Annotated in this window: 10 protein-coding genes; 6 read left to right on the top strand and 4 right to left on the bottom strand. The window is 42.3% G+C overall.

Going from position 1 to position 20,212, the window contains the following annotated elements:
* The first annotated feature begins 6 nt into the window (after positions 1 to 6).
* The gene (locus IPM95_02475; GenBank protein ID MBK9328181.1) at positions 7 to 1,500 is read left to right on the top strand and encodes an HTTM domain-containing protein; all 1,494 of its coding nucleotides are present in this window, start codon (positions 7 to 9) and stop codon (positions 1,498 to 1,500) included.
* Here IPM95_02475 and IPM95_02470 read toward each other — a convergent pair.
* Positions 1,468 to 3,396: a hypothetical protein gene (locus IPM95_02470; GenBank protein ID MBK9328180.1), complete on the bottom strand. Its 1,929-nt coding sequence runs from the start codon at positions 3,394 to 3,396 to the stop codon at positions 1,468 to 1,470. The two genes, IPM95_02475 and IPM95_02470, sit on opposite strands and share 33 nt — an antisense overlap.
* Before the next feature lie 287 nt (positions 3,397 to 3,683).
* On the opposite strand from IPM95_02470, the gene IPM95_02465 reads away from it, so the two are divergent.
* Positions 3,684 to 4,292, top strand: coding sequence for a leucine-rich repeat domain-containing protein (locus IPM95_02465; protein MBK9328179.1), 609 nt, complete (start codon positions 3,684 to 3,686; stop codon positions 4,290 to 4,292).
* Positions 4,293 to 4,474: 182 nt separating this feature from the next.
* Here the strand turns inward: IPM95_02465 and IPM95_02460 are convergent, their stop codons facing one another.
* Entirely contained in the window at positions 4,475 to 6,319 is a 1,845-nt protein-coding gene (locus IPM95_02460) for a hypothetical protein (protein MBK9328178.1), read from the bottom strand.
* Positions 6,319 to 8,250, bottom strand: coding sequence for a hypothetical protein (locus IPM95_02455; protein MBK9328177.1), 1,932 nt, complete (start codon positions 8,248 to 8,250; stop codon positions 6,319 to 6,321). The genes IPM95_02460 and IPM95_02455 overlap by 1 nt, the downstream gene beginning before the upstream one ends.
* 309 nt (positions 8,251 to 8,559) lie before the next feature.
* Between IPM95_02455 and IPM95_02450 the strand changes: the two genes are divergently transcribed.
* A complete protein-coding gene (locus tag IPM95_02450) occupies positions 8,560 to 13,548 on the top strand; it encodes a T9SS type A sorting domain-containing protein (GenBank protein ID MBK9328176.1) in 4,989 nt (1,662 codons plus the stop codon).
* Between the two features lie 261 nt (positions 13,549 to 13,809).
* Positions 13,810 to 14,226 (top strand): hypothetical protein, encoded by a 417-nt coding sequence (locus IPM95_02445; protein MBK9328175.1) that lies wholly within the window; start codon positions 13,810 to 13,812, stop codon positions 14,224 to 14,226.
* 2 nt (positions 14,227 to 14,228) lie between these two features.
* Here IPM95_02445 and IPM95_02440 read toward each other — a convergent pair whose 3' ends face one another.
* Positions 14,229 to 15,275 carry a hypothetical protein gene (locus tag IPM95_02440; protein MBK9328174.1) on the bottom strand — a complete coding sequence of 349 codons (1,047 nt, stop codon included), beginning with the start codon at positions 15,273 to 15,275 and terminating at the stop codon, positions 14,229 to 14,231.
* Positions 15,276 to 15,439: 164 nt separating this feature from the next.
* Between IPM95_02440 and IPM95_02435 the strand changes: the two genes are divergently transcribed.
* Both IPM95_02435 and IPM95_02430 read left to right on the top strand, forming a co-directional pair.
* Positions 15,440 to 16,711, top strand: coding sequence for a hypothetical protein (locus IPM95_02435; GenBank protein MBK9328173.1), 1,272 nt, complete (start codon positions 15,440 to 15,442; stop codon positions 16,709 to 16,711).
* A gap of 102 nt (positions 16,712 to 16,813) precedes the next feature.
* A complete protein-coding gene (locus IPM95_02430) occupies positions 16,814 to 20,185 on the top strand; it encodes a T9SS type A sorting domain-containing protein (protein ID MBK9328172.1) in 3,372 nt (1,123 codons plus the stop codon).
* Positions 20,186 to 20,212: the final 27 nt, after the last annotated feature.

The raw sequence follows: 20,212 nt of genomic DNA, 5'->3' as shown, positions 1-20,212 counted from the left end.
TGCATGATGAAGTCATGCATTCATAAATTTCAATATCTCCGTTTTGATGGACGTTCCGTTTCGCTCTTTCGTATCTTACTGGGAATAAGCATTCTGTACAACTTACTTTTTATCAAACTGCCCTTTACGGCACAATTTTGGGGAGAACATACCATTATTCCCGTTCAGGTGATGCAGTTCATGAACGGTAAAGATGCCTTTTCCACTTTTGATTATATCAGGAACGACTTATTTGCTTATGGCTGGATGGGTACTTCCATCCTATTGGGCGTGCTTTTTACAATAGGATTCCGCACACGACTGATTTCATTCCTGCTGCTATTTTTTTATTTTAATATTTTGCAGGCATTTGCTCGGTATAACCCCGGGTTCGATAAATACACTTTTCAATTACTTACCTGGTCCTGTTTTTTGCCATTGAGCAGTTTTTTTTCTATTCAGAAAGAAGATATTAAGAAGCAAATTCCGCTTTGGGTTTCCATCATACTGATTGTGCAGTTATGCTGGATCTATTGCTGCACGGGATTGGCGAAATACGGAGAAGCGTGGACCGACGGATATGCCGTTAAGATAATGGCTTCAGATATATGGAATGCAAGCGGAATGGCTTCATTCTTTGCTGATAAAAGTTGGGTGTACAGACCGTTGACCTACCTCACATTATTTTTTGAAGTGATGCTTCCATTTTTAATTCTTATCCCGTCGCGCAGGGATGTATTGAGATATGCTGCAGTCATTTTCCTGATTGCTTTTCATGGAAGCATATTCTTGCTGACGGATGTTGGCAGCTTTTCTATTACGGGAATAGCGGCGGCAGGGTTACTGTTGCCGGCATCTTTCTGGGATAGCATCGGTTATCAGAAAAATGCAGACTATATGAAACCTGTGGGTTCCAAACTGAAAATGTTGGCACTGACTGTACTGACTGCATTTATTCTATATGTGATCTGTGAAAAAAATTTGCTGTTTCTTACCAAAAACTCCGCATGGAGGAATTCCGCATCCGCCAAAGCTGCTGCCCATTTGCTGAAAGTGATAGATATACCCGTGTTCGTGGAGAATTCATTTTTATTTCAAAACTGGAAAATGTTTGCACCTAACCCTATAACGGAGGCCGGATGGTTAAGTATAGAGTATAAAGGGGAAGATGGGATATTGTATGATTTCTTTACCGATGAAATCATTCCGGCAACTCGGTATAAAATTAATTTTCATCCCAAAGGAATGGAGATGCATCTGTTGTCTTACGCGAGAGCCATGCATAATAGCGATAAATGGTATACGAGAGTTTTTATAAAATACTGGTACTTTTATCAACTTGCCCTCCGTAAAATTCCTAAAAGTGAATATGGAAATTATTACCTCGCGGAGTACAGGTATGTAATTCAGCCGAATGATACAGGTCCTGTTAGAAATATCACCAAGCAGTTGTATGATGATAAGGCAATGGAAAACATTTCCGTTTCCTTACCAGCTGATTTTGTTAAGCCTGTCCAGTAAAGGTTGTTGTTTCCTATCAACAAGCAGCTGTTTTGTCGCGTCATAGGTGCCCTTGTTTCGAAGCCCGTTTTCAAATGAGATGACGAGGTACTTCAGTCCCAGCAACGTGTCACCCTGATTGAAATACAGATAACTGACACTTTCATAAGGCGTATACCAGTTCGGATATTCTTTTGCAAGCTGAACTAAAAAATTGAAAGCGCTGTCTTTTTTTCCGGCCAGCTGAAGGGAATTCGGATATTTATAATAAGCTGAGTTGTTGTCAGGAGATACGCGCAGTACATTTCCGTAACACAGGGCAGCTGAATCGTAATTTCCTCTTTTAAAGGTGATGTCACCGAGCAAATCCCAGCTTACCGTGGAAGTGTCAAATTGGGTGATTGTCTTTTTGAAATGCTTTTCCGCTTCCGGTATCTTTCCCAATCCATAATAAGATAATCCGATCGTTTCATTTACGAAAATACTTTTACTATATACCTTGTTCGCTTGTTTGGCATATTGCAATGCTTTCAGGAAGAGTTCTGTCCGCTCTGCCGGCAGGGGAGTATTCATGGCACGGTTGGTGTAAGTGGTGGATGCAATCCTGTTAGCTTCAAAAGAGTTTTTCAGGTTTGGAAGGTCCGTTTCGAAAAGTGTCAGGATGTCTTTCCAGGCCTTATTTCTGCTATGTACAAATGGTAAACAGCCGAGGCATAATAGTGCAGTGATAAGTAAAGCAATTGCATCAGGGCTGAATTTATTTGGTTTTAATTTACGGATGTAATGCAAACATTTTTCAGTATGAACCAATTGCATCAATATCGCACCGGTACTGATAAAGATTCCCAGGGATGCCATAAAAACATACCTGTCTGCTATAATACCCTGTACCGGTGTGATGATGTTTGAACAGTAAATCAAACAGACATAAAAATACAATATGCCGAATGTAAAAACATTATTCTTTTTGTAAAGATACATGGCAAGTAACAATGGAAATATGACAACGATGAGTTCCAGTAATACAATTGGATGATAGATCGGTCTGAGTGGTATTTCATTGTATCCAAAATAAAAGTAATATCCTTTGGGTATGAACATGAATTTCAGGTAGTAGAAATACGTGCTGACCGCCTGCCCCAATGTGGTTATCAGCGTACTGTCATTATAGATGGGATTTTCTGTAAATAGGTTCCCGCGGTTTAAGAAATGGGTGTCTATAGGAATAAACCTGTTTATTAACACATCTCGGAATATGAATTGTGCAAGCGCTAAAAGAAATAATAAGAGAAGGGAGTTTTTCCAGTTTTTCCGGTATAGGATGCTGTTGGCTAATGGTATGATAAAGACTAAACTGAGAGCATCCAGTTTCGAGCTTAATGCCAAAGCGTAGCAAAGCAAACCCCAGAAAATATAGCTTGTTTTCTTGTGATGTTGATAAAGGACATACTGCCTGAAGGATAAGATTGTAAATAGCATACTGAACAGGCCGTCCCGGCTCTTTAAGCTGCACACGACCCCATTATGCACCGGATGCGCAATAAACAGTAAGGTGGCAATAAGTGCAATTGATTCCATGTGTTTGGCAGGAATCTTCTTTAATGTTGAAAACAGGATGAATGATAAAAGTGCCAGCAGGAATATATTAATGAAATGCGAAACGACAGGGTTAATCTCTCCAAAAATCTGTTGCTCGAGCGCAAAGGTGAACATGGCTACCGGCCGGTAGTCAACCTTATTAAATCGTTTGGCAAAGACCGAAAATGTTTCTTTAATTCCACTCTCTTTTGCCGGTATATTTTCAAATATATACCTGTCGTCGAGGTTAAAGTCGTTTTTTATGGCTGATCCGTAAAAAACAAATACAGTGATAAAAAATAGAAAATAAAACTTTGTTCTATTAAAAAGTGATATCATGCCGTCCAATTATGTGCAAATGTATTCAGAATGCGGCGTTAATATACATATTTTTTTACTTTAGGTGTTATATTGAAGCCGGCAATTGTATTTTGCATTTATTAAGGCAATCGTTTCTGGTATATTTTGTTATTTTTATCTTTTATTTCCGGAATTGTTTTCAGCATGCTTTTTTGTGGAATCTATTTATGACATTCTTTCAAAATTATATTTTTATTCGATAGTCCTCACTTTTTCCGGCTGTTTTATACGGGCAGGACGAGGGCGGTGTTTACCATAACCTGAATATGGCATTGAAGAATCCTTCTCAGGTTACAAAGCTCTATCTGAATAATCAGCAATTAAAGGAAGTTCCGGAGGATATACTTTCATTCTCCAATTTAGAAACACTGGATTTGTCCAATAACCAACTGTCCGGTTTGCCTGTCTGGTTTAACGAGCTGAGTTCCTTACGGTCGTTGAATTTAAACTATAATAAGTTCACTGCCATTCCGCATTCAGCTTTTTTTTTGCCGGATTTAAGGATATTGTCAATAAATAACAATTGCCTCGACACTATTTCCGATCTGCTGAAATTACTAAACAATTTAGAATACCTGGATATTTCCCAGTTTACATTTCATACCATACCTCCATCCGTTTTTGAACTGAGCCGCCTTAGAAAACTAATCATGTTTGAAGGGAACTTATCCGAAATCCCGGATGACATATCAAAATTAAAAAACCTGGATAAAGTAATTTTTCATTTTAACAGGATAAAGTCCATACCTGTTTCCCTGTTTCGGCTCCCAAAAATCAACTATATAGGTTTTGCCAATAACCTGTTGGAAAAAATTAACCGGAAATCTGCAATGCATCAAACTTATATTATCTGGCAGTTTTGGGCAATAGGCTGAAAACATTGCCGGATTGTATATTTTCGAACTGCCAAAATCCAGTTTATAAATGCCGGAGATAATCTTTTTGATGAGCAAACCCTTAAACATTTCAATCAAAAATGCAAGGAAATGGTTTGACAAAACGGCATTTAACGAAAGAACAGGACATCTCTACGTTTCACTGATTGCTTCTATGCCGTTTATTTCAGTTCTTCTAATTTTCGGTTTAACCGGTTGTCTTCCGGAAATCGCTGTTTCAGATAATGCAGGATACTGTCTGCCTCCCGTTTCTGGTTATTGGCTATCAGCATATCCACCATATTATTTGCCGAATATCCAAAAAAGGGTTCCCTTTTGACAACATAATCGAAATAGTAAAAGGCGGAATCTGTATTATTCAATTTCCAGTAGGTAAATCCAATGTAATTGATGGCCCCCAGATAATTGGAGTCAATATTTCTGCATTTGATGAAATTTGTTAAAGCGGCCTGATAGTCTTTCTTATATAGTGAACATAGCCCCTTTATTTCCCACAACTCGACAACAGGCTCATATATTTCAAGTCCTTTTATGGCATATTGCTCAGCCTTCTGGATGAGCTGGTCGGTATAGGTTCTGTCATAGGATGGTTTCATCTCCTCGGACAATGCTTCATTGCAATACGTTGCGGCTGCAATCCTGTGAGCATTTACAGATTCTGTAAGATAGGGTAAGTCATGTTCGACTAAGGTGAAATTGTTTTTCCAGTCTTTTGTCCGATATATCGTAAAGAATAGATACACCATTACAAGCGAAATCAGTACCGGCTTTTTAAAAATGGAGAAACTTTCTGCTTTATACAGGTCAGTGAATAGTGCGGCTAATGCCAGGCAGAAAGCCAAGGATGGTATGAAATTGTGCCTGTCGGAAACGATGCCGACAATCGTAGTGACCAGGTTTAGTGCAAATGAAATGGAAAAAAGATAAAACAGGAGAGCGAAAAGGTAAATCTTGTTCTTCTTGAATTGAATGATGGCGAGACTAAAAAATACTAACAGAACTGTAAATACAATCGTGTTCGGTATGGAAAACAAACCCGTTAATGGAATCTGGTTGTATCCGAATATAAAATGATAGCCCCACGGGATCAATAAGAATTTAAGATAGTAATACAATGAAGTCAGCGCCAGAGAGATTCTATGGATAAACGTATCATCCGCCACAATCGGATTTTTGTCGAATTGTACATTAACTGCATTTAAACCCTCTGATGGTAACTGCAAGAATAAATTTCTTAAAACGGATGCGATAAAGAAGGCTGTTACTGTTATGGCGATGTATTTTACCATTGTTCTGTTGTCCGTTTTTCTGTAAAACAGGACAAGCAGTATGGGTACTAAAATAAGGGTACCGGAGTCTAATTTGGAAAAAATGGCAAGAAGGAGATAAAGGCTGGATAACGCTATTCTCCAGTACTGTTTTAAATCAAATAAACGAATGATTTGCATACAGGCTAAAACACCAAACAGCATACTCAACAGATTATCCCGGCTTTTTATATTGGCAACCACACTTACATGGTTCGGATGAATCAGAAAAAAAAGACTGGTCAGCATGGCTAAGACGATCAGCTTATTCTCATCTGCATAAAATCTGGACAGAAGGATTAGATCATATAGTTTAATCAGAATGGCAGCCAGCAGCAGTACGTTCACCAGATGGGAGATATGCGGATTGGTCTGGTTAAACAGGTATCTTTCCAGCCAGAAAGATAAGACAGTCACCGGCCTGTAATCACTCCCCGCATAGGTTTGTTTGAAAATATTCAGAAATCCTTTAAATGTATTGTCCAGATTGTTCAGCGCACTTAAGACATACTGATCGGAGAATCCGTAATCAAATGTACCCGTCCAGCCGTAAAGGCAAAATGTGAGTATGGTTAATAACGTATAATGAAGATGTTTTTTGTTTGAAAAAAGAAATTTTATACCGCTGTAATTCTCCTTGGGGGTTGATTTCTTTGATGCAGTGAGGTTGCCGGGATGATATTTCTTGATTTTAGACATTAGTTGGCTGGGCGATTGGCGGGTGTAATATAAGGAGCATATTTCCGAGCGCTTTCCAAGTCATTCTTTTGCTCAAAAAAATCATAAAAGAAGGATGCAATGGCCGGCGATTTCATCCCCAGCTGAAATGCTTTTTGATATTCAAGTGACGCACGGAGGGTGTCTTTCATATTTAAGAATACAAATCCCTTGCATTCGTGGCCAATAAACAAATTCCGGTTGTTCTCAATGATACTGTCTCCGAATTGAAGGGCGGCATCATATTTTTTTGCATACAGCAAAGCAGTGTTATATTTGTAATAACCCTCCGGATCGCCGGGAACAATCTTTATGGTCTTATAGTAGTAATAGGCCGCAGAATCAAACTGATAATTTCTTAACAGATAATCCCCGTATGTATCACAGCTTACCAGGCTCGAGTCTGTTAAGTGCAGCACTTTTCGGAAGGCAGCCAGTGCCTGGTTGGTATTACCCAAACTCATGTTGGCTATACCGATTGATTCAAGAATGAAGATTTCATTCGGATATATTTTGTCAGCCTGCAGGGCGGTGGTCAGTCCTTTGTCTAATAAGATAGCTGCACTGTCCCGGTTGGAAGTTATTCTGGCTTGTTTCAGGTAGGTGGCTGTCGCTATCCGGTTGGCTTCATAGGAGTTCTTTAAACCTGGCATATCTTTCTCCAGCAATGAATCCATATTTTTCCAGGCGGCGTTTCTATCCCACACATATGGCAGATATAAAACACAGAGAATGGTAACCGGCAACAGAAGTTTGACATAATCAGATAATGAAGGCCGGACTTTAATTTCAGGTTTGCCGCCGGATGCCAATAAGCGTGCACTGATTTTTAAGAGTAACCAGCCAGTAATGATACTGAATCCGATGGAGGCGATAAATCCATATCTGTCCGCAACAATTCCGGCTACCGGTGTAACCAGATTTGAACAGTAGGCAAGTGAAATGTAAAAAAAGAGTATGCCGAATCCGATCAGTTTGTTTTTGTTTCGATAAATAAAGGTGAATGCTGAAGTAATGATAAGAATATGAAGCAACAATAATAATATGGATACGATATGAGTCGCTTTATATAGTGGTATCGTATCATATCCGAAATAGAAGTAATAGCCTGTCGGTATCAGCATAAATTTCAGATACCAAAACAAGGTCATTGCACTTTGACCAATTTTATAGGTCAGGGAATTAGCCTCAACAATGGGGTTTTCCATAAAAAGCACACCAAGTGCCTTTTCCGGTTCAGGAGGAATGAATGTATCGGTCAGGATGCTTCGAAATAGAACTGAAACAGCCAGAATCATAAAAATATAAAGCAGACCTGGAAGCGTCTTTTGATTTCTTTTGAAAAGGACAAAGGATAGTAATAAAATCACAAAAAACAGCATACTGTCTAACTTGCAGAATAAAGCCGACAGGAGACATAGCAGGCTGACCAGCACATATTTCAGCTCAAATTTGTTTTCAGAACGAAAGGATTTTACCCAATATAAAATAGCAATCACACAGAAAAGACAACTCAATAAGGTATCCCTGCTTTTCAGGTTATTCACCGTATTGGCGTGTACCGGATGACTCAGAAAAGCAATGACCGTAAAGAATGCCAGCCACCTGGATTGAGGTACAGGTAATTGTGAAATATATAAAAACAGACTGTAACATATCAAGAAAAACAACAATACATTTATTCCGTGCGAAAGGGAGGGTTTTAATCCGCCGAAAATATATTGTTCCAGCGCAAAAGTCAGTAATGGTATCGGCCGGTAGTCAACATAATCAAATCGCTGTTTAAAGACATCGAAGAGATGAAGAATGGAATGCCTGTTGACCGGCAGATATCTTATAATGTAATCATCATCCAGAGAGAAACCATGGCTTACCGTATTTCCGTAGAAAATGATGGATAAGACCAGCAACAAAAGAAATACTTTTTTGTTGGATAAATTAAAATCTATATGGTTTTGGTTTATTATCAGTGGATTCTATTTAAAATTGGATACTAAAAATACTATAAATGGTATTCAGTCGTTAAATAGAATTAGAATTTAACTTTACAATAAAAAATCCATTTTATTAACAAAAAGTATCATTTATGTCAAAAAATTGGTGCAAGATATTGTTTTTTTTATGGTGACTGTAACGGTAATCCGGACCCGCGAGTTTATGCCCGCTTTAAGAATTCCAGTGCCGGTACCTGGAGTAATTCCCAGGATTCGGAACAGGACAATGTGGATTGTGATAACTACATTAACCGTACGTCCGGCTCGAATATCTTTCTTTCCGGGGTTCCTTACACGAATACGCTGGGTGTGCAGATGAATGCCTATGAAGCGGATGATGGGGGTTTTTTGGGAGTAGAACCCTGTATGCCGCATGATGGTAATTGCGGAGGCTTTGGTTCCCCTTCATCCGGAAGTAATAATATCAACATAACCGGTTCTTTGAATCCATGTACGTGGTCAGGTGAATACAATACGGAAAGAAACGATTGCAGCAGCCATAGTTCCACCAATGACTACCGAATTTACTGGAAATACAGATGGGTATATGATGTCGCTCCTACAGTAACCGGACCGGTTGCCAATACAACCTTGTGTAAGGGACAAACAACCACACTTACTGTAACGGCACAGACAGACGGAGATGGCAGGAGCATGGGTAAGTTCTATCAGTGGCAGGTAACTAATGTAACCGATTGTTCTACTGTTCAGGAATCAGACTGGGCCAACATTACAGGAGCGACTTCGGCCTCTTTCCAGCCGGCTGAAATAGCCGGAACCCGTTTGTACCGTTGCCTGGTTTCTTCGGATTGTAACAGCATCAGTAACTTACAGACTAAGTCAAGTTGTGCCAGGGTTACCTATCATCCATATGACGGACTCCCGGCTTCAACAGCTAATTATCCCGGTTCGACCGGAGTGGGGGATGCGTCTCCGGATATACAAACGACAATCTGCGGTAAAACGATCCTGCCTGGTTCCAGTAATATATTAACCGTATTGGCACCACCTGCAGTCGGCGCGATAGCTAATTCAAACTTTACGTGGACAGATAATACCGGCAGAGCTGTCGGAACATCTTTCCCCGGAGGAAATACAGCAGCTACAGTTACCTGGATAGCACCAACTACACCTAATGTAATTTCAGGCTATACGATTACACTTACATATACCGGAAATGGTAATCCCGGGCCATGTACCACTTCAACTAAGACTTGCACAACCTATGTCGGTTCGCCTGCATGCGGAATTATGTATGTAGCGCCCGCAGCAAATAACGGAGTAAATGTCCTGGGATGCGGAGGACCCGATAACCCTTGTTTAAATTTAACGGGGGCTAACGGTGCTTTTGATAACCTGGGTTCAAAAACACATATTAAAATGGCGGCAGGTACCTATACGGAACTCGCAACGGTTAACGTAAGTTCCGGATTAACCATTGAAGGTGGATACTCCATAGCTTCAGGTATCTGGGCTAAAACTTCTACTCCAAGCAGCACTATCATAACTGCCGGAGCAAACGAAGTAATTGACAACGATATACAGCATATCATCGGTTTTAAATGTACCGGTAACAACTGGAACCTGATGGATTTGAAAATAACTGCCAATAATCCAACCGGACAGACAACGAATCTTAATGGCAAATCAAGCTATGGTATTCATATAAACGGTTCTTCCAATTATTCCATCACCCGATGTAACATCACATCCGGAACGGCAACAGAAGGACGTAACAAAAGTAATGCAGCTGCACTTGCCTACAACGGACAGAATGCCGCATCAGCCGCAACAGCCGGAGATCCCGGTGGTGCCGGCTCTAACCAGGGCAATGGCGGCGGCTGTAATATAAGCGGCGGCGGCGGCAAAGGCGGTAACGGCGGAACGGGCGGTGCGAATGCTACTTTAATTGGTGGCTCTGCACAAGCCGGCGGCGGCGGCGGCAGTGGCGGTGCAGGAGCGAGTGCCTGTTGCGGAGGTTCTGCCTGTCAGTCCGGATATTCGGATAACAATGGCGCAGGCGGCGGCGGCGGCGCAGGCGGCGGCGGCGGAACAGGCGGCGGTGCGGCAGTTGGCGGTAGTTATGATGGTGCTTCTAATGGTGGAAACAAAGGCGGAAATGCAACCGTAGGAACCAACGGTCCGGGTGGAGGTACCACAAGTGGTGCCGGCGGTGCCGGTTCAGGCTCAAGTGCCGGTAGTGGCGGAACAGCCAGTACCGTGGTCAGCGGATTCGGAGGTGTAGGCGGAGGTGGCGGAGCCAATACGGGCAGTGGCGGCGGCGGCGGTGCCGGTAGTTCGCATGGATGTTCTACAGGTACAACAGGTGCCGGTGGAACGGGTGCCGCCGGGGTACCCGGTACTGCAGGAACAACAACTGCCGGTGTGGTAGGTTTGTATTATAAGCCAAGTTACGGTTCCAATGGTACCGCCGGTGGCGGCGGCGGCGGCGGCGGCGGTGGCGGCGGCGGCGGATCCAATTTTATCAATACAGGAAATAAATGGTTTACCGGCAGCGGCGGCGGCGGCGGCGGCGGCGGCGGCGGCGGCGGCGGAGCCGGAGTCGGTGCCCGTGGTGGTGGTGCATCAGTCGGAATATACATATATAATGGAGGTAGTGGGGGAATTATAAAAGACTGTTCTATTGCAACCGTTGCAACGGTTGTCGGACAGGGTGGAACTGGTGGAACGGGTGGTGCAGGCGGTGGTGCAGGTGCAGGCGGAAGCATATCAGGTTCTACCAGCAGCAGGAAAGGGGGTAATGGCGGCACCGGCGGAAAAGGCGGTGACGGTGGTAAAGGCGGTGACGCTGATGCCGGTGTGCGTTCAGCCTTATTTGTAGCTTCGGGTACAAGTCCGGCTATTTCAGGAACGATAACTAACATTGGTACAAGTATCGCCGTTCAGGGAGATAATGGCGGCGGTTCCATACCTAATACGCTGTCTGCCGGTGTTGTAACCAATAACGGAACCATTTGCAAAAACTCTGTCTTCTCGCTCAGTTCCAGCGGAGGAACCTGGGGCAGTTTGCCGGCAGAATTCAGCTATACTGACTACAATAATGACGCATCGGGTGACTATAACGCAGCTAATTTCAGCCCGGATATTACTACATCTGATGCATTGACGGCAGGGTTTTATGATATTTCCAAAACTACTCCTATTACCTACTGGAAGTATCTGGCGGTCAGCTCTGCTAACCGCACTAAGCCGGTTATTACGATAAAAGCCAGTGACGGAAGCACGCTTACCCCTGCAGCTACCATATGTGATGAGGGTACGGTTCAGCTAACGGCTACCAATTATGGTACCCCGCAGAAATTCCAGTGGGATGTGTACAGCGGCACCTGGCAGGGAAAGGCATCTGCTACAAACAGGGTATTTACATCCACCCTGCAAAGTCCAACGGTATCATTGCCTGTAATCAGTGGAATCACCACTACCTATTATGTGCGCTATCAGGAACAGGATGATTGCTGTGGCTGGTCTGCTCCGGCATTTACAACGATAACGGTGAACCCGGATCCTACTGTACCGACAGGAGTCACCTCTACTCCGGCGACTCCGACTACCTGCTTAGGGGATGAAACGTATACCATAACAGGCGTGAGCGGCGTGACATCCGGAATTCCTGCTTACACGTATGAGTACGATATTCAGACACCATCCTCTCCATACGACGGTACGTATAGTAATACAAATGCTGTAACACCAGCTGAAGCAGGTACCTATTCCATCAAGTCAAGAGTTCAGGCTATTTCACTTAAAGGCTGTGATGCTTCTCCGGCTTATGAAAAATCATGGTCTGTGTTCGATAAGCCGAATCCTTCATCCGGCGCCTCCACGATAGAGCAGTATTGCGGCAGTATTTCTGATCCTTTTTCTGTTCTTTCTGCAGATGAAGCCGCCCCGTATACGGGAAACTGGAGCATCTATGCAGGTGGCGGAACGATTGAAAATACGGCATCCGCAAACACACGCATTACAGGTCTTACACCGAATGTAGCATCTTCTGTCATATGGACAATAACCAATAACACCTGTGTGGTAAAGGATACCTCAACGGTAACACCGGCTAATACCACACTCACTGCAAATACAGTTGCCACTTCAGATGCCTGCAGGTCATGTACCGTAAGGGACGGATATACCTACAGTTTTTACAATTCAAGCGGACATATCATCGCCAAAATTGAAGATTACAGTTCAGATCCGGATGCTCTCTTTGCGACCGAAACTTGTCTGGATGTCATGTATTACACGCCCAATTCGGTACCAACCGTTTATACAACATTCGCAGATAATCAGCCGTTCCTGCCGAGAAGATGGACAATTAAGCCGGCAGACACCACTTCGGCTACTAAAGTGACACTGTTCTTTAAACAAGCTGAATTCGATGCCCTGCAGGAAGCAGCTATCGGTACAAGGTATTCCTTCAGTGATATGAATGAACTGAGGGTGACCAAATTCAAGGGGGGTGAAAATGGCAGTTATACGGATCCCCCTAATTCCCCGGCAACCAATACAAGTGCCACGTTGATTACTCCGGTGATGAAACGGTACCCAAATATTGCTACTGGTCCTGATTATTCGGCGGAATTCGATATCACTGACTTCTCTACATTCTATATTCATCCACAGACGTTTCCTTTTGCACCTCTGCCAGTTGAATTGATTTCCTTTACCGGCTGGAATCAGGGCAGTAAGAATATATTGCAGTGGATAACCGCTTCAGAGCAGAATACGTCAAAATTTGAGATACAGAAGAGTCTGAACAGTTTAACCTGGTCGCCTATAGGAGAAAAGGTTGCGTCTGGCAATTCAACACAGCAAAGAACCTATGACTTTACAGACAATGACCCGGTAATCGGCAATAATTATTACCGCCTGAAAATAGTGGATAAAGACGGACGCTTTAGTTACAGCAATATCATTAATATTGTACTTTCTGACGCGGTATCCAATAGCTTTGTCAATATCTATCCGAATCCTACGGGTGGTCAGCTGAATGTGGAGATCCAGTCTCTGGATGCATTCAATACCAATATTTCCGTTTACGATGTGTTAGGCAAGTCTGTATTGGAAAAACCACTTACACTTCGAAAGGGATTGAGTATCCTGCAGCTGGATTGTTCAGCATTGGCAAAAGGTACTTATCTGCTGCGATACGCGGATGGGGAGGGTAAATTACATACTGCCAAGTTTGTGAAAGATTAAATAGATAATTCAATAAAAGCCCCGCCCTTGGCGGGGCTTTTCATTTTCCCGAAATATTGTAAACTTTAAATAGCTACCTTTGAATGGGATGTTTTTAAGTTTGGTTGGAAATATTAAAAAATCAACAACAGCATTAAATTGAAGAAGATAACCATTAAAAGTCTTTTGAATTATAGCAAGTTTTTTTTTGCAGGATGCTTGCTGGTAGCACTCTGCTCCTTTAAAAATAAGGGTATAATAAACCGTGATAAACTCACATTATTGGTTTTTATTTCTCCTACCTGTCCGATATGCCAGTATTACTGTTATGATCTGAATAAGATAAAAGATTCTACAGGACTCTCAGTGGTAGGGATAATCCCAAAATCTTCCTTTGTGAAGAAAAGTGAGATAAGCGCATTTTATAAAAATTACAAGCCTGAATTTCCCATATTCATGGATAAAATGAACCGTTATGTCAAAAAGTATGATCCCGATATAACACCTGAATTTTATCTGCTCAGAAATGATTCTGTATTATACAGAGGGGCATTCAACGACAAATTTCTGGATATAGCTAAGAAAAAATCAGTGGTTCAGAATCAGTATGTCTATAAGGCCATTTATTCGATAGAAAGACAGCTGCCTTACGAGCACAGAACGCAGCCTGCCGGTTGCATCATTCCAAAGAAACAGTAAGATTAATTACCTTTCAGAGGTGTTTCTTTGTCCTTGTACAGATCGTATATGGTTCTGTATTGTGGGTCAAACAATGAGTTTAAGTAATCTACGAGTTGTTTCTTTTCCGTCTTATTGAGGTTTAATCGGATAGCTTCATTTTTCCCTTTCACCTTCAGCAGATTATCCAGCGATTCGTTGTATTTTATTCCGGAGTTGTAATGTTCCACCACCGCTTCCAGCGTTTTAAATCGTCCGTCATGCATATATGGGCCGGTGTGCTGGAGATTTTTTATGGCAGGTATCCTGTATTTAAATCTGTCAGTGGCATCTAACCCGATATTAGTCATAAATCCACTTTTAACGGATTGTCCTGAATGACAGGTAACGCATAAGTTCAATGCGTATCTAAAACGGGGAGACATGGTTTTAAAAACCGTGCCGAATATGATACTGTCCGACTTGGCTATCAGTCCTTCATTCCATAATTTCACTTCGAACTTTGTATTGATGGCTATAATTGTTCTTAAATACTGTGCCAGAGCATTGGTTACCAGTGCTGAATCAATGGTATTAAACTTTAGTGTCTTTTTCAGGTAGACGGAATATGCGGAGTCCTCGGAAAGTCGTTGAACTGTCAATCGGGAATTTAGGTTCATGATGGAGGAGTCACTTAAATGGTACGTGATATACTCTTCCAGTACGGTATGTTTTCCCTCCCATCCATAGCTTCTGGAAAAGGCAAGATTCACTAAGCCCGGCGTATTGTAGGTTAACTTGTCTTTTGTCAGTAAACTGTTGCTGAACGGAACTGTGTCAGCAAATGAAAATTTGGGGAGATGGCAACCTGAACAGTCAAATGATCTTGTTTCAGATAAAATACTGTCATAAAATAGTTTTTTACCCAGCTTTACATACTTGTCGTTATATTTATTGGAGGATAAAAATGGAATTTCTCTCCGCAAAATATATAAACCACCTGTTCCTTTACCTTTGTCGTATGCTGAAAGGATAAGGATTAAAAACAAACCAATTATCGGTATAAGGATTTTCATTTTCTTTGTGGACATGCAATAAGTTATTGTAACATAAAAGTAATGGATTATTTGAATTTTTCTGAACCATTTTTTAATGTAGAGTATTCTAAAGATTCTTAACACCGGATAATAACTGTTATCTACAACCTATCCATTTAGTAATTATCTTTATTCCTTACTGGAAGATATAGAATTAGATGAACATCAGGCTGTATTTTATTTATCTGTCGTTTTGTTGTAACCTTTCATGGGCTGCATCATTGAATTATTATTCCGATATTCAGCCGATTATAAACAGGCATTGCGTTTCCTGCCATAAGGAAGGGGAGAATGCACCGTTTGTTTTTTCCGATTATGAGGACGTGGCAAAACGTATTCCTACCATCCTGAAAGTGGTGAATGAGAATATCATGCCGCCCTGGCCTGCCGATACTGCCTATGTGAAATTCCACAACCAGAATGTACTCTCGGCTTCTGATAAATCAATACTGAAGAAATGGGCAGCTGGCGGTATGCCAAAAGGCAAGAAAGTATCCGTTAAGACAGCCGTTGTCAAATCCATACTGCCAGCGGATATCCGGTTGAATATTGCACCGGTCGATTCAGCCGGCAATACGAATAATGACATCTACACCTACGGAATACTGGACTGGTATTTTAAAGAACCCGTCTATATCAGGGATTATACCTTTAAGATTAAAACACCTTTTCTGCATCATTCCGAAATCCTTTCTGTTAAATTAGATTCATTCGTGAGGCCTGAATCCTTTGGATATACGGAGACCGGTAATTATGAATACAGAAAGGTAAATATTGATAAATACCTTTTAGGCTGGTTCCCCGGCAGCAGCTGCGGAATCTTTCCTGTTGGAACCAGGATGACGCTCGAGCCCGATAAAAAGTTCATGGTCATCCTGCATTATGTTGCCACCGCACAAAAGTTCGTAGATACCAGTCAATTGCTGATACAGACCACCACTAAGAACGACGGACGTGAAGTGAATGAGTTTTCCGTTCATGGTACTTATAAGCATTTGTCAGCGACCAATCAAAGTGTCTTTATTCCGGCCAATACAATACAGACTTTTCATTTTACAGAAACGGTTACTTATGATATGTCTGTTTTCGGCGTATACGGACACGCTCATCATCTGTGCAAAAATATGCTGGCTTATGCAGTAACACCGGACGGAGATACCATTCGCCTGCTGAAAATAAATAACTGGCAGTTTAACTGGCAGCTGACCTACCGGTTTGATAAATATCGAAAAATACCGGAAGGGTCAGAAGTGCATTTTATAGCAACATTTGACAATACGTCGGATAATCCGGAAAATCAGCATAACCCGCCTAAAGATGTATATGCCTCTTTCATGGCGGACGATGAAATGATGGAGCTGTTCCTCCTGCATCTGAAATATCAGCCGGATGATGAAAAAATGATTATCCAGTATAATGACAAACAGTGAGTACTCTTTTTATTTCTCCTTGCAGGTCATCTTTTTTAATTAATTTTAAACAGAAATGTGCTGGAGTTGTTGTTCAATATGTTGAATCCTTCTGTTTGCAATATGAGAGTTATAGAGTATAAAAATTCGAAACGTTTCTTTGTCTTTCTCAGAATCTTTTTTTTCGCTGTTTCCTTTCTTCTTTGTATAGTTCCTCAATATGCAGGTAGTGCCTGGAAAGTCGGCAATACCTTACACGGACGTGGTATCAATACGTTAAAGTTTTTAGATGTCAATACCGTTGTTGTTGCAGGCGGGTCTGAAACAAACGATTCGCTCAATTCAGTAATAAAATATACGGACAGAGGGGAAACGCTGATACAGTATTATGATTTCAGTGAGATACGTCCCTGGTTTACCGATATGAGTTTCCCATCCCATGATACAGGATATCTGGTGGGATGGAACGGGCAGATGCTCAAAACAACCACTGCCGCTGAAAGCTGGCAATATAAATCATTGCCTGCGGCTGTTGCTCATCGTCATTACAACGGCGTTTATTTTACCAGTAACCTGACCGGTTATATGGCAGGAGGGAACAGGGAAAACGATACCATCCAGACAATTCTAAAGACCACCAATGGGGCAGATACATGGAATGTCATTAGGGATATTCCCGGTCAATGGCTGAATTCCGTTTATTTTATTTCTGCCAATACAGGGTTCTGTGTGGGTGCTGTTGGAACCGTACTGAAAACGACCAATGCCGGTAATAGCTGGAGCCGGATTAATGTCGGCGGAGATGCCGGTACCAGAAACTTTACAAAGATTCTGTTTATAAACAGCAATATTGGATTTATCATTGGCGGCAGTGAGAAAGAAAGCAACGTACAGACCATTCTGAAAACTGAAAACGGAGGTAATGACTGGACTGTTTTAAAAGACAGTATCGGTGGCCAGATGCTGAATGGAATAGGGTTTATGGATGCAGATACGGGTTTTGCTGTCGGCAATCTCGGGGCGATAAAAAAAACAACAGACGGAGGTGCAACGTGGCTGGATTTTTACCTGCCCGAAGATATCAATGATGCATTTCGTGATTTGAAAGCGGTGGATTTCTTTAAAAATTACGGTGGTGCCTTTGGCGGTGAAATCGGTAAGTTTATTCTCTATGAAGACAGCATTCCGTTAGGAGCAGCCGTTCGGACAGACAGTATCATTAGGAACACGGACAAATCTGTCCGGATCTTCGGACAGGTCAACCCAAATGGGAGTGCAACGCATGCGTACTTTGAATACGGAAGAACCCTTTCGATGGGTAACAGGATTTCTGTCGCACCGGATTCACTGTATGGAAATTCTCCTGTAAGTATTTCTGCAGCTACACCTCCGCTGTCTCCCGGTACGTACTACTGTCGGCTAAGGGGTGTCAACAGGTTTGGTGACTCATCCGGTAATGTACTAATATTCAAGATGGATATTCCCGGTGTTTATACGGGCGGGGCGGCCATCAATAGCGATAATTCGGTGAAGCTGCAGGGGATAGTCAACCCGAATGGTTTTGGCGCACATGTCATTTTTGAATACGGAGAAACGGAAGCGCTGGGTAATCGCATAGATGTTATACCGGATTCGGTTTACGGAAATGCAGATATGGTTGTTTCAGCAACCACGCCGGTAATGCCGATAGGATTATACCATTATCGTATCAGGGCATACAACAGCGGTGGTGACTCAGCCGGAAATATACTGCAGTTTCGCATAGGGGTTCCGGAGGTGGTAACAGGGAATGTCACCACGGGGGATATCGTCATCTATTCGGATAACAGGGTAAAACTGACTGGATGGGTAAACCCAAGAGGAAATCTGCTGCATCCGGTATTTGAATACGGTCTAACCCCTGCACTGGGAAATTCACTGGATGCGATACCCGATTCGGTTTCCGGCAATGCATTCAGGAGTGTTTATGCAATGTCACCTGTCCTGAGTCCCGGAATCTATTACTACCGGCTTCATGTGGTGTATGATGGAGGTGACACCAGCGGTGGAATCAGGCAGTTTTACATCGGGGATAATCCGATACCTAATTTTGATTTTGAGGAATGGGAATCAAGGTCTGATACCATTTTGTCCGGCGGCTGGCTATCCAGCAATTCCTTTTTGAATCGGCCGGTTCGGAAAGGAATATCCTATGATGGTTCCACATCCATGGTTCTGACAGGGGATAATACAAAAGATGGTTTCAGCATGATTTTACTGGGTGTCGTCAATGATCCGGGTAACGGATTGTCTGGTGGCGCTCCGTTGAACGCACGGCCGGATAGTCTTGTCGGCCATTTCAGGTATAATTTAAGGCAGGGTCATCCTGCCAGCTGGGGGTATGTATTGAAAAAGAATGGCATTTATCTGACGCCCCCTTTGCCATCACCTCCCTATATCCAGACAATCCCTGCAGACAGCTCCGGACCGTATACGACAAACGGAGAATTTGTCAGGCTCGCATTTCCAGTTGTTTATCCGGATGCCTTTACCGTTCCGGATACCATCATTTTAGGATTTCTGTCCAATGATCTGAATATCATGTTTGACACTACGGGAGAGGTGGCACCCGAAAATGTGCTGGAGTTGGATAATCTGTCCTATACCGGTACTTCCCAAACCATACCGAACAGCGGATTTGAAGACTGGAAAATCAATTCACTGGAGCACCCGGCTTCCTGGATTACGACAGACATGGAAAGTGCAACCTATGATGGTGTGCTCCTTCAGGTACTGAAGACCACAGATGCCAGAAACGGACTTTATGCGGTACGGATTCAGAATAATTTAAACTCCGTTAAAGGAAGGATGCTTTTGTCCGGTACAATAGATCCGCTCATTAAACCTGCATTTCCGATACCATATAAATTCAAAGGGCTTTACGGGTATTATAAATTCTATCCCGATCTGAACTCGAACGATACAGCAGTAATCTATGTAACCATGTTTAAAAACAGTGAACTGATAGGCAATGGACAGTTACAGATTACAAACCCAATGAATACATACTATCCGTTTTATGATTCCATCATTTACAGTTTCAGTGATTCCATCTTTCCCGACAGTGCGAATATCGGCATCTATTTTATTAACCGTTCACAGACTGTTAGCGGAAACGCTGTTTTTTTTCTGGATGATTTGCGCTTTGACGGCCTTCATGATACCGCCTTCGTAATTTCAGGTATTCAACAGGTAATAACTCCCTCTCAAACCCTTAGGCTTTTCCCCAATCCGGTAGCTGAAGTGGTGGCTTTTACATTACCTGCACCTGAAAAGTTAGTGTCTGTCGAATGCCTGGATATCAGGGGGAATATTTATCCGATAATACCCGTCTCCAATTCCTATAAAGATTTGAACATGTTTAATGTGAATAATCTGCCCGATGCAATTTATTTTCTGAGGATACAGACAGAACAAGGGGTTTATTCCGGGAAATTTTTAAAAATCTCGCAATAATTTTTCTGCCTGATTCTGATTTTCCCA

Source organism: Sphingobacteriales bacterium, assembly GCA_016719635.1.
Taxonomy (GTDB): domain Bacteria; phylum Bacteroidota; class Bacteroidia; order Chitinophagales; family JADIYW01; genus JADJSS01.
The sequence above is the reverse complement of the archived record's forward strand: the minus strand, read 5'-3'. Positions and strand labels throughout refer to the sequence as shown.

Coding starts and splice junctions, on each gene's coding strand:
- IPM95_02460 (MBK9328178.1), bottom strand. CDS start 6,319: ATGTCTAAAATCAAGAAATATCATCCCGGCAACCTCACTGCATCAAAG.
- IPM95_02475 (MBK9328181.1), top strand. CDS start 7: ATGAAGTCATGCATTCATAAATTTCAATATCTCCGTTTTGATGGACGT.
- IPM95_02430 (MBK9328172.1), top strand. CDS start 16,814: ATGAGAGTTATAGAGTATAAAAATTCGAAACGTTTCTTTGTCTTTCTC.
- IPM95_02435 (MBK9328173.1), top strand. CDS start 15,440: ATGAACATCAGGCTGTATTTTATTTATCTGTCGTTTTGTTGTAACCTT.
- IPM95_02440 (MBK9328174.1), bottom strand. CDS start 15,275: ATGTCCACAAAGAAAATGAAAATCCTTATACCGATAATTGGTTTGTTT.
- IPM95_02470 (MBK9328180.1), bottom strand. CDS start 3,396: ATGATATCACTTTTTAATAGAACAAAGTTTTATTTTCTATTTTTTATC.
- IPM95_02465 (MBK9328179.1), top strand. CDS start 3,684: ATGGCATTGAAGAATCCTTCTCAGGTTACAAAGCTCTATCTGAATAAT.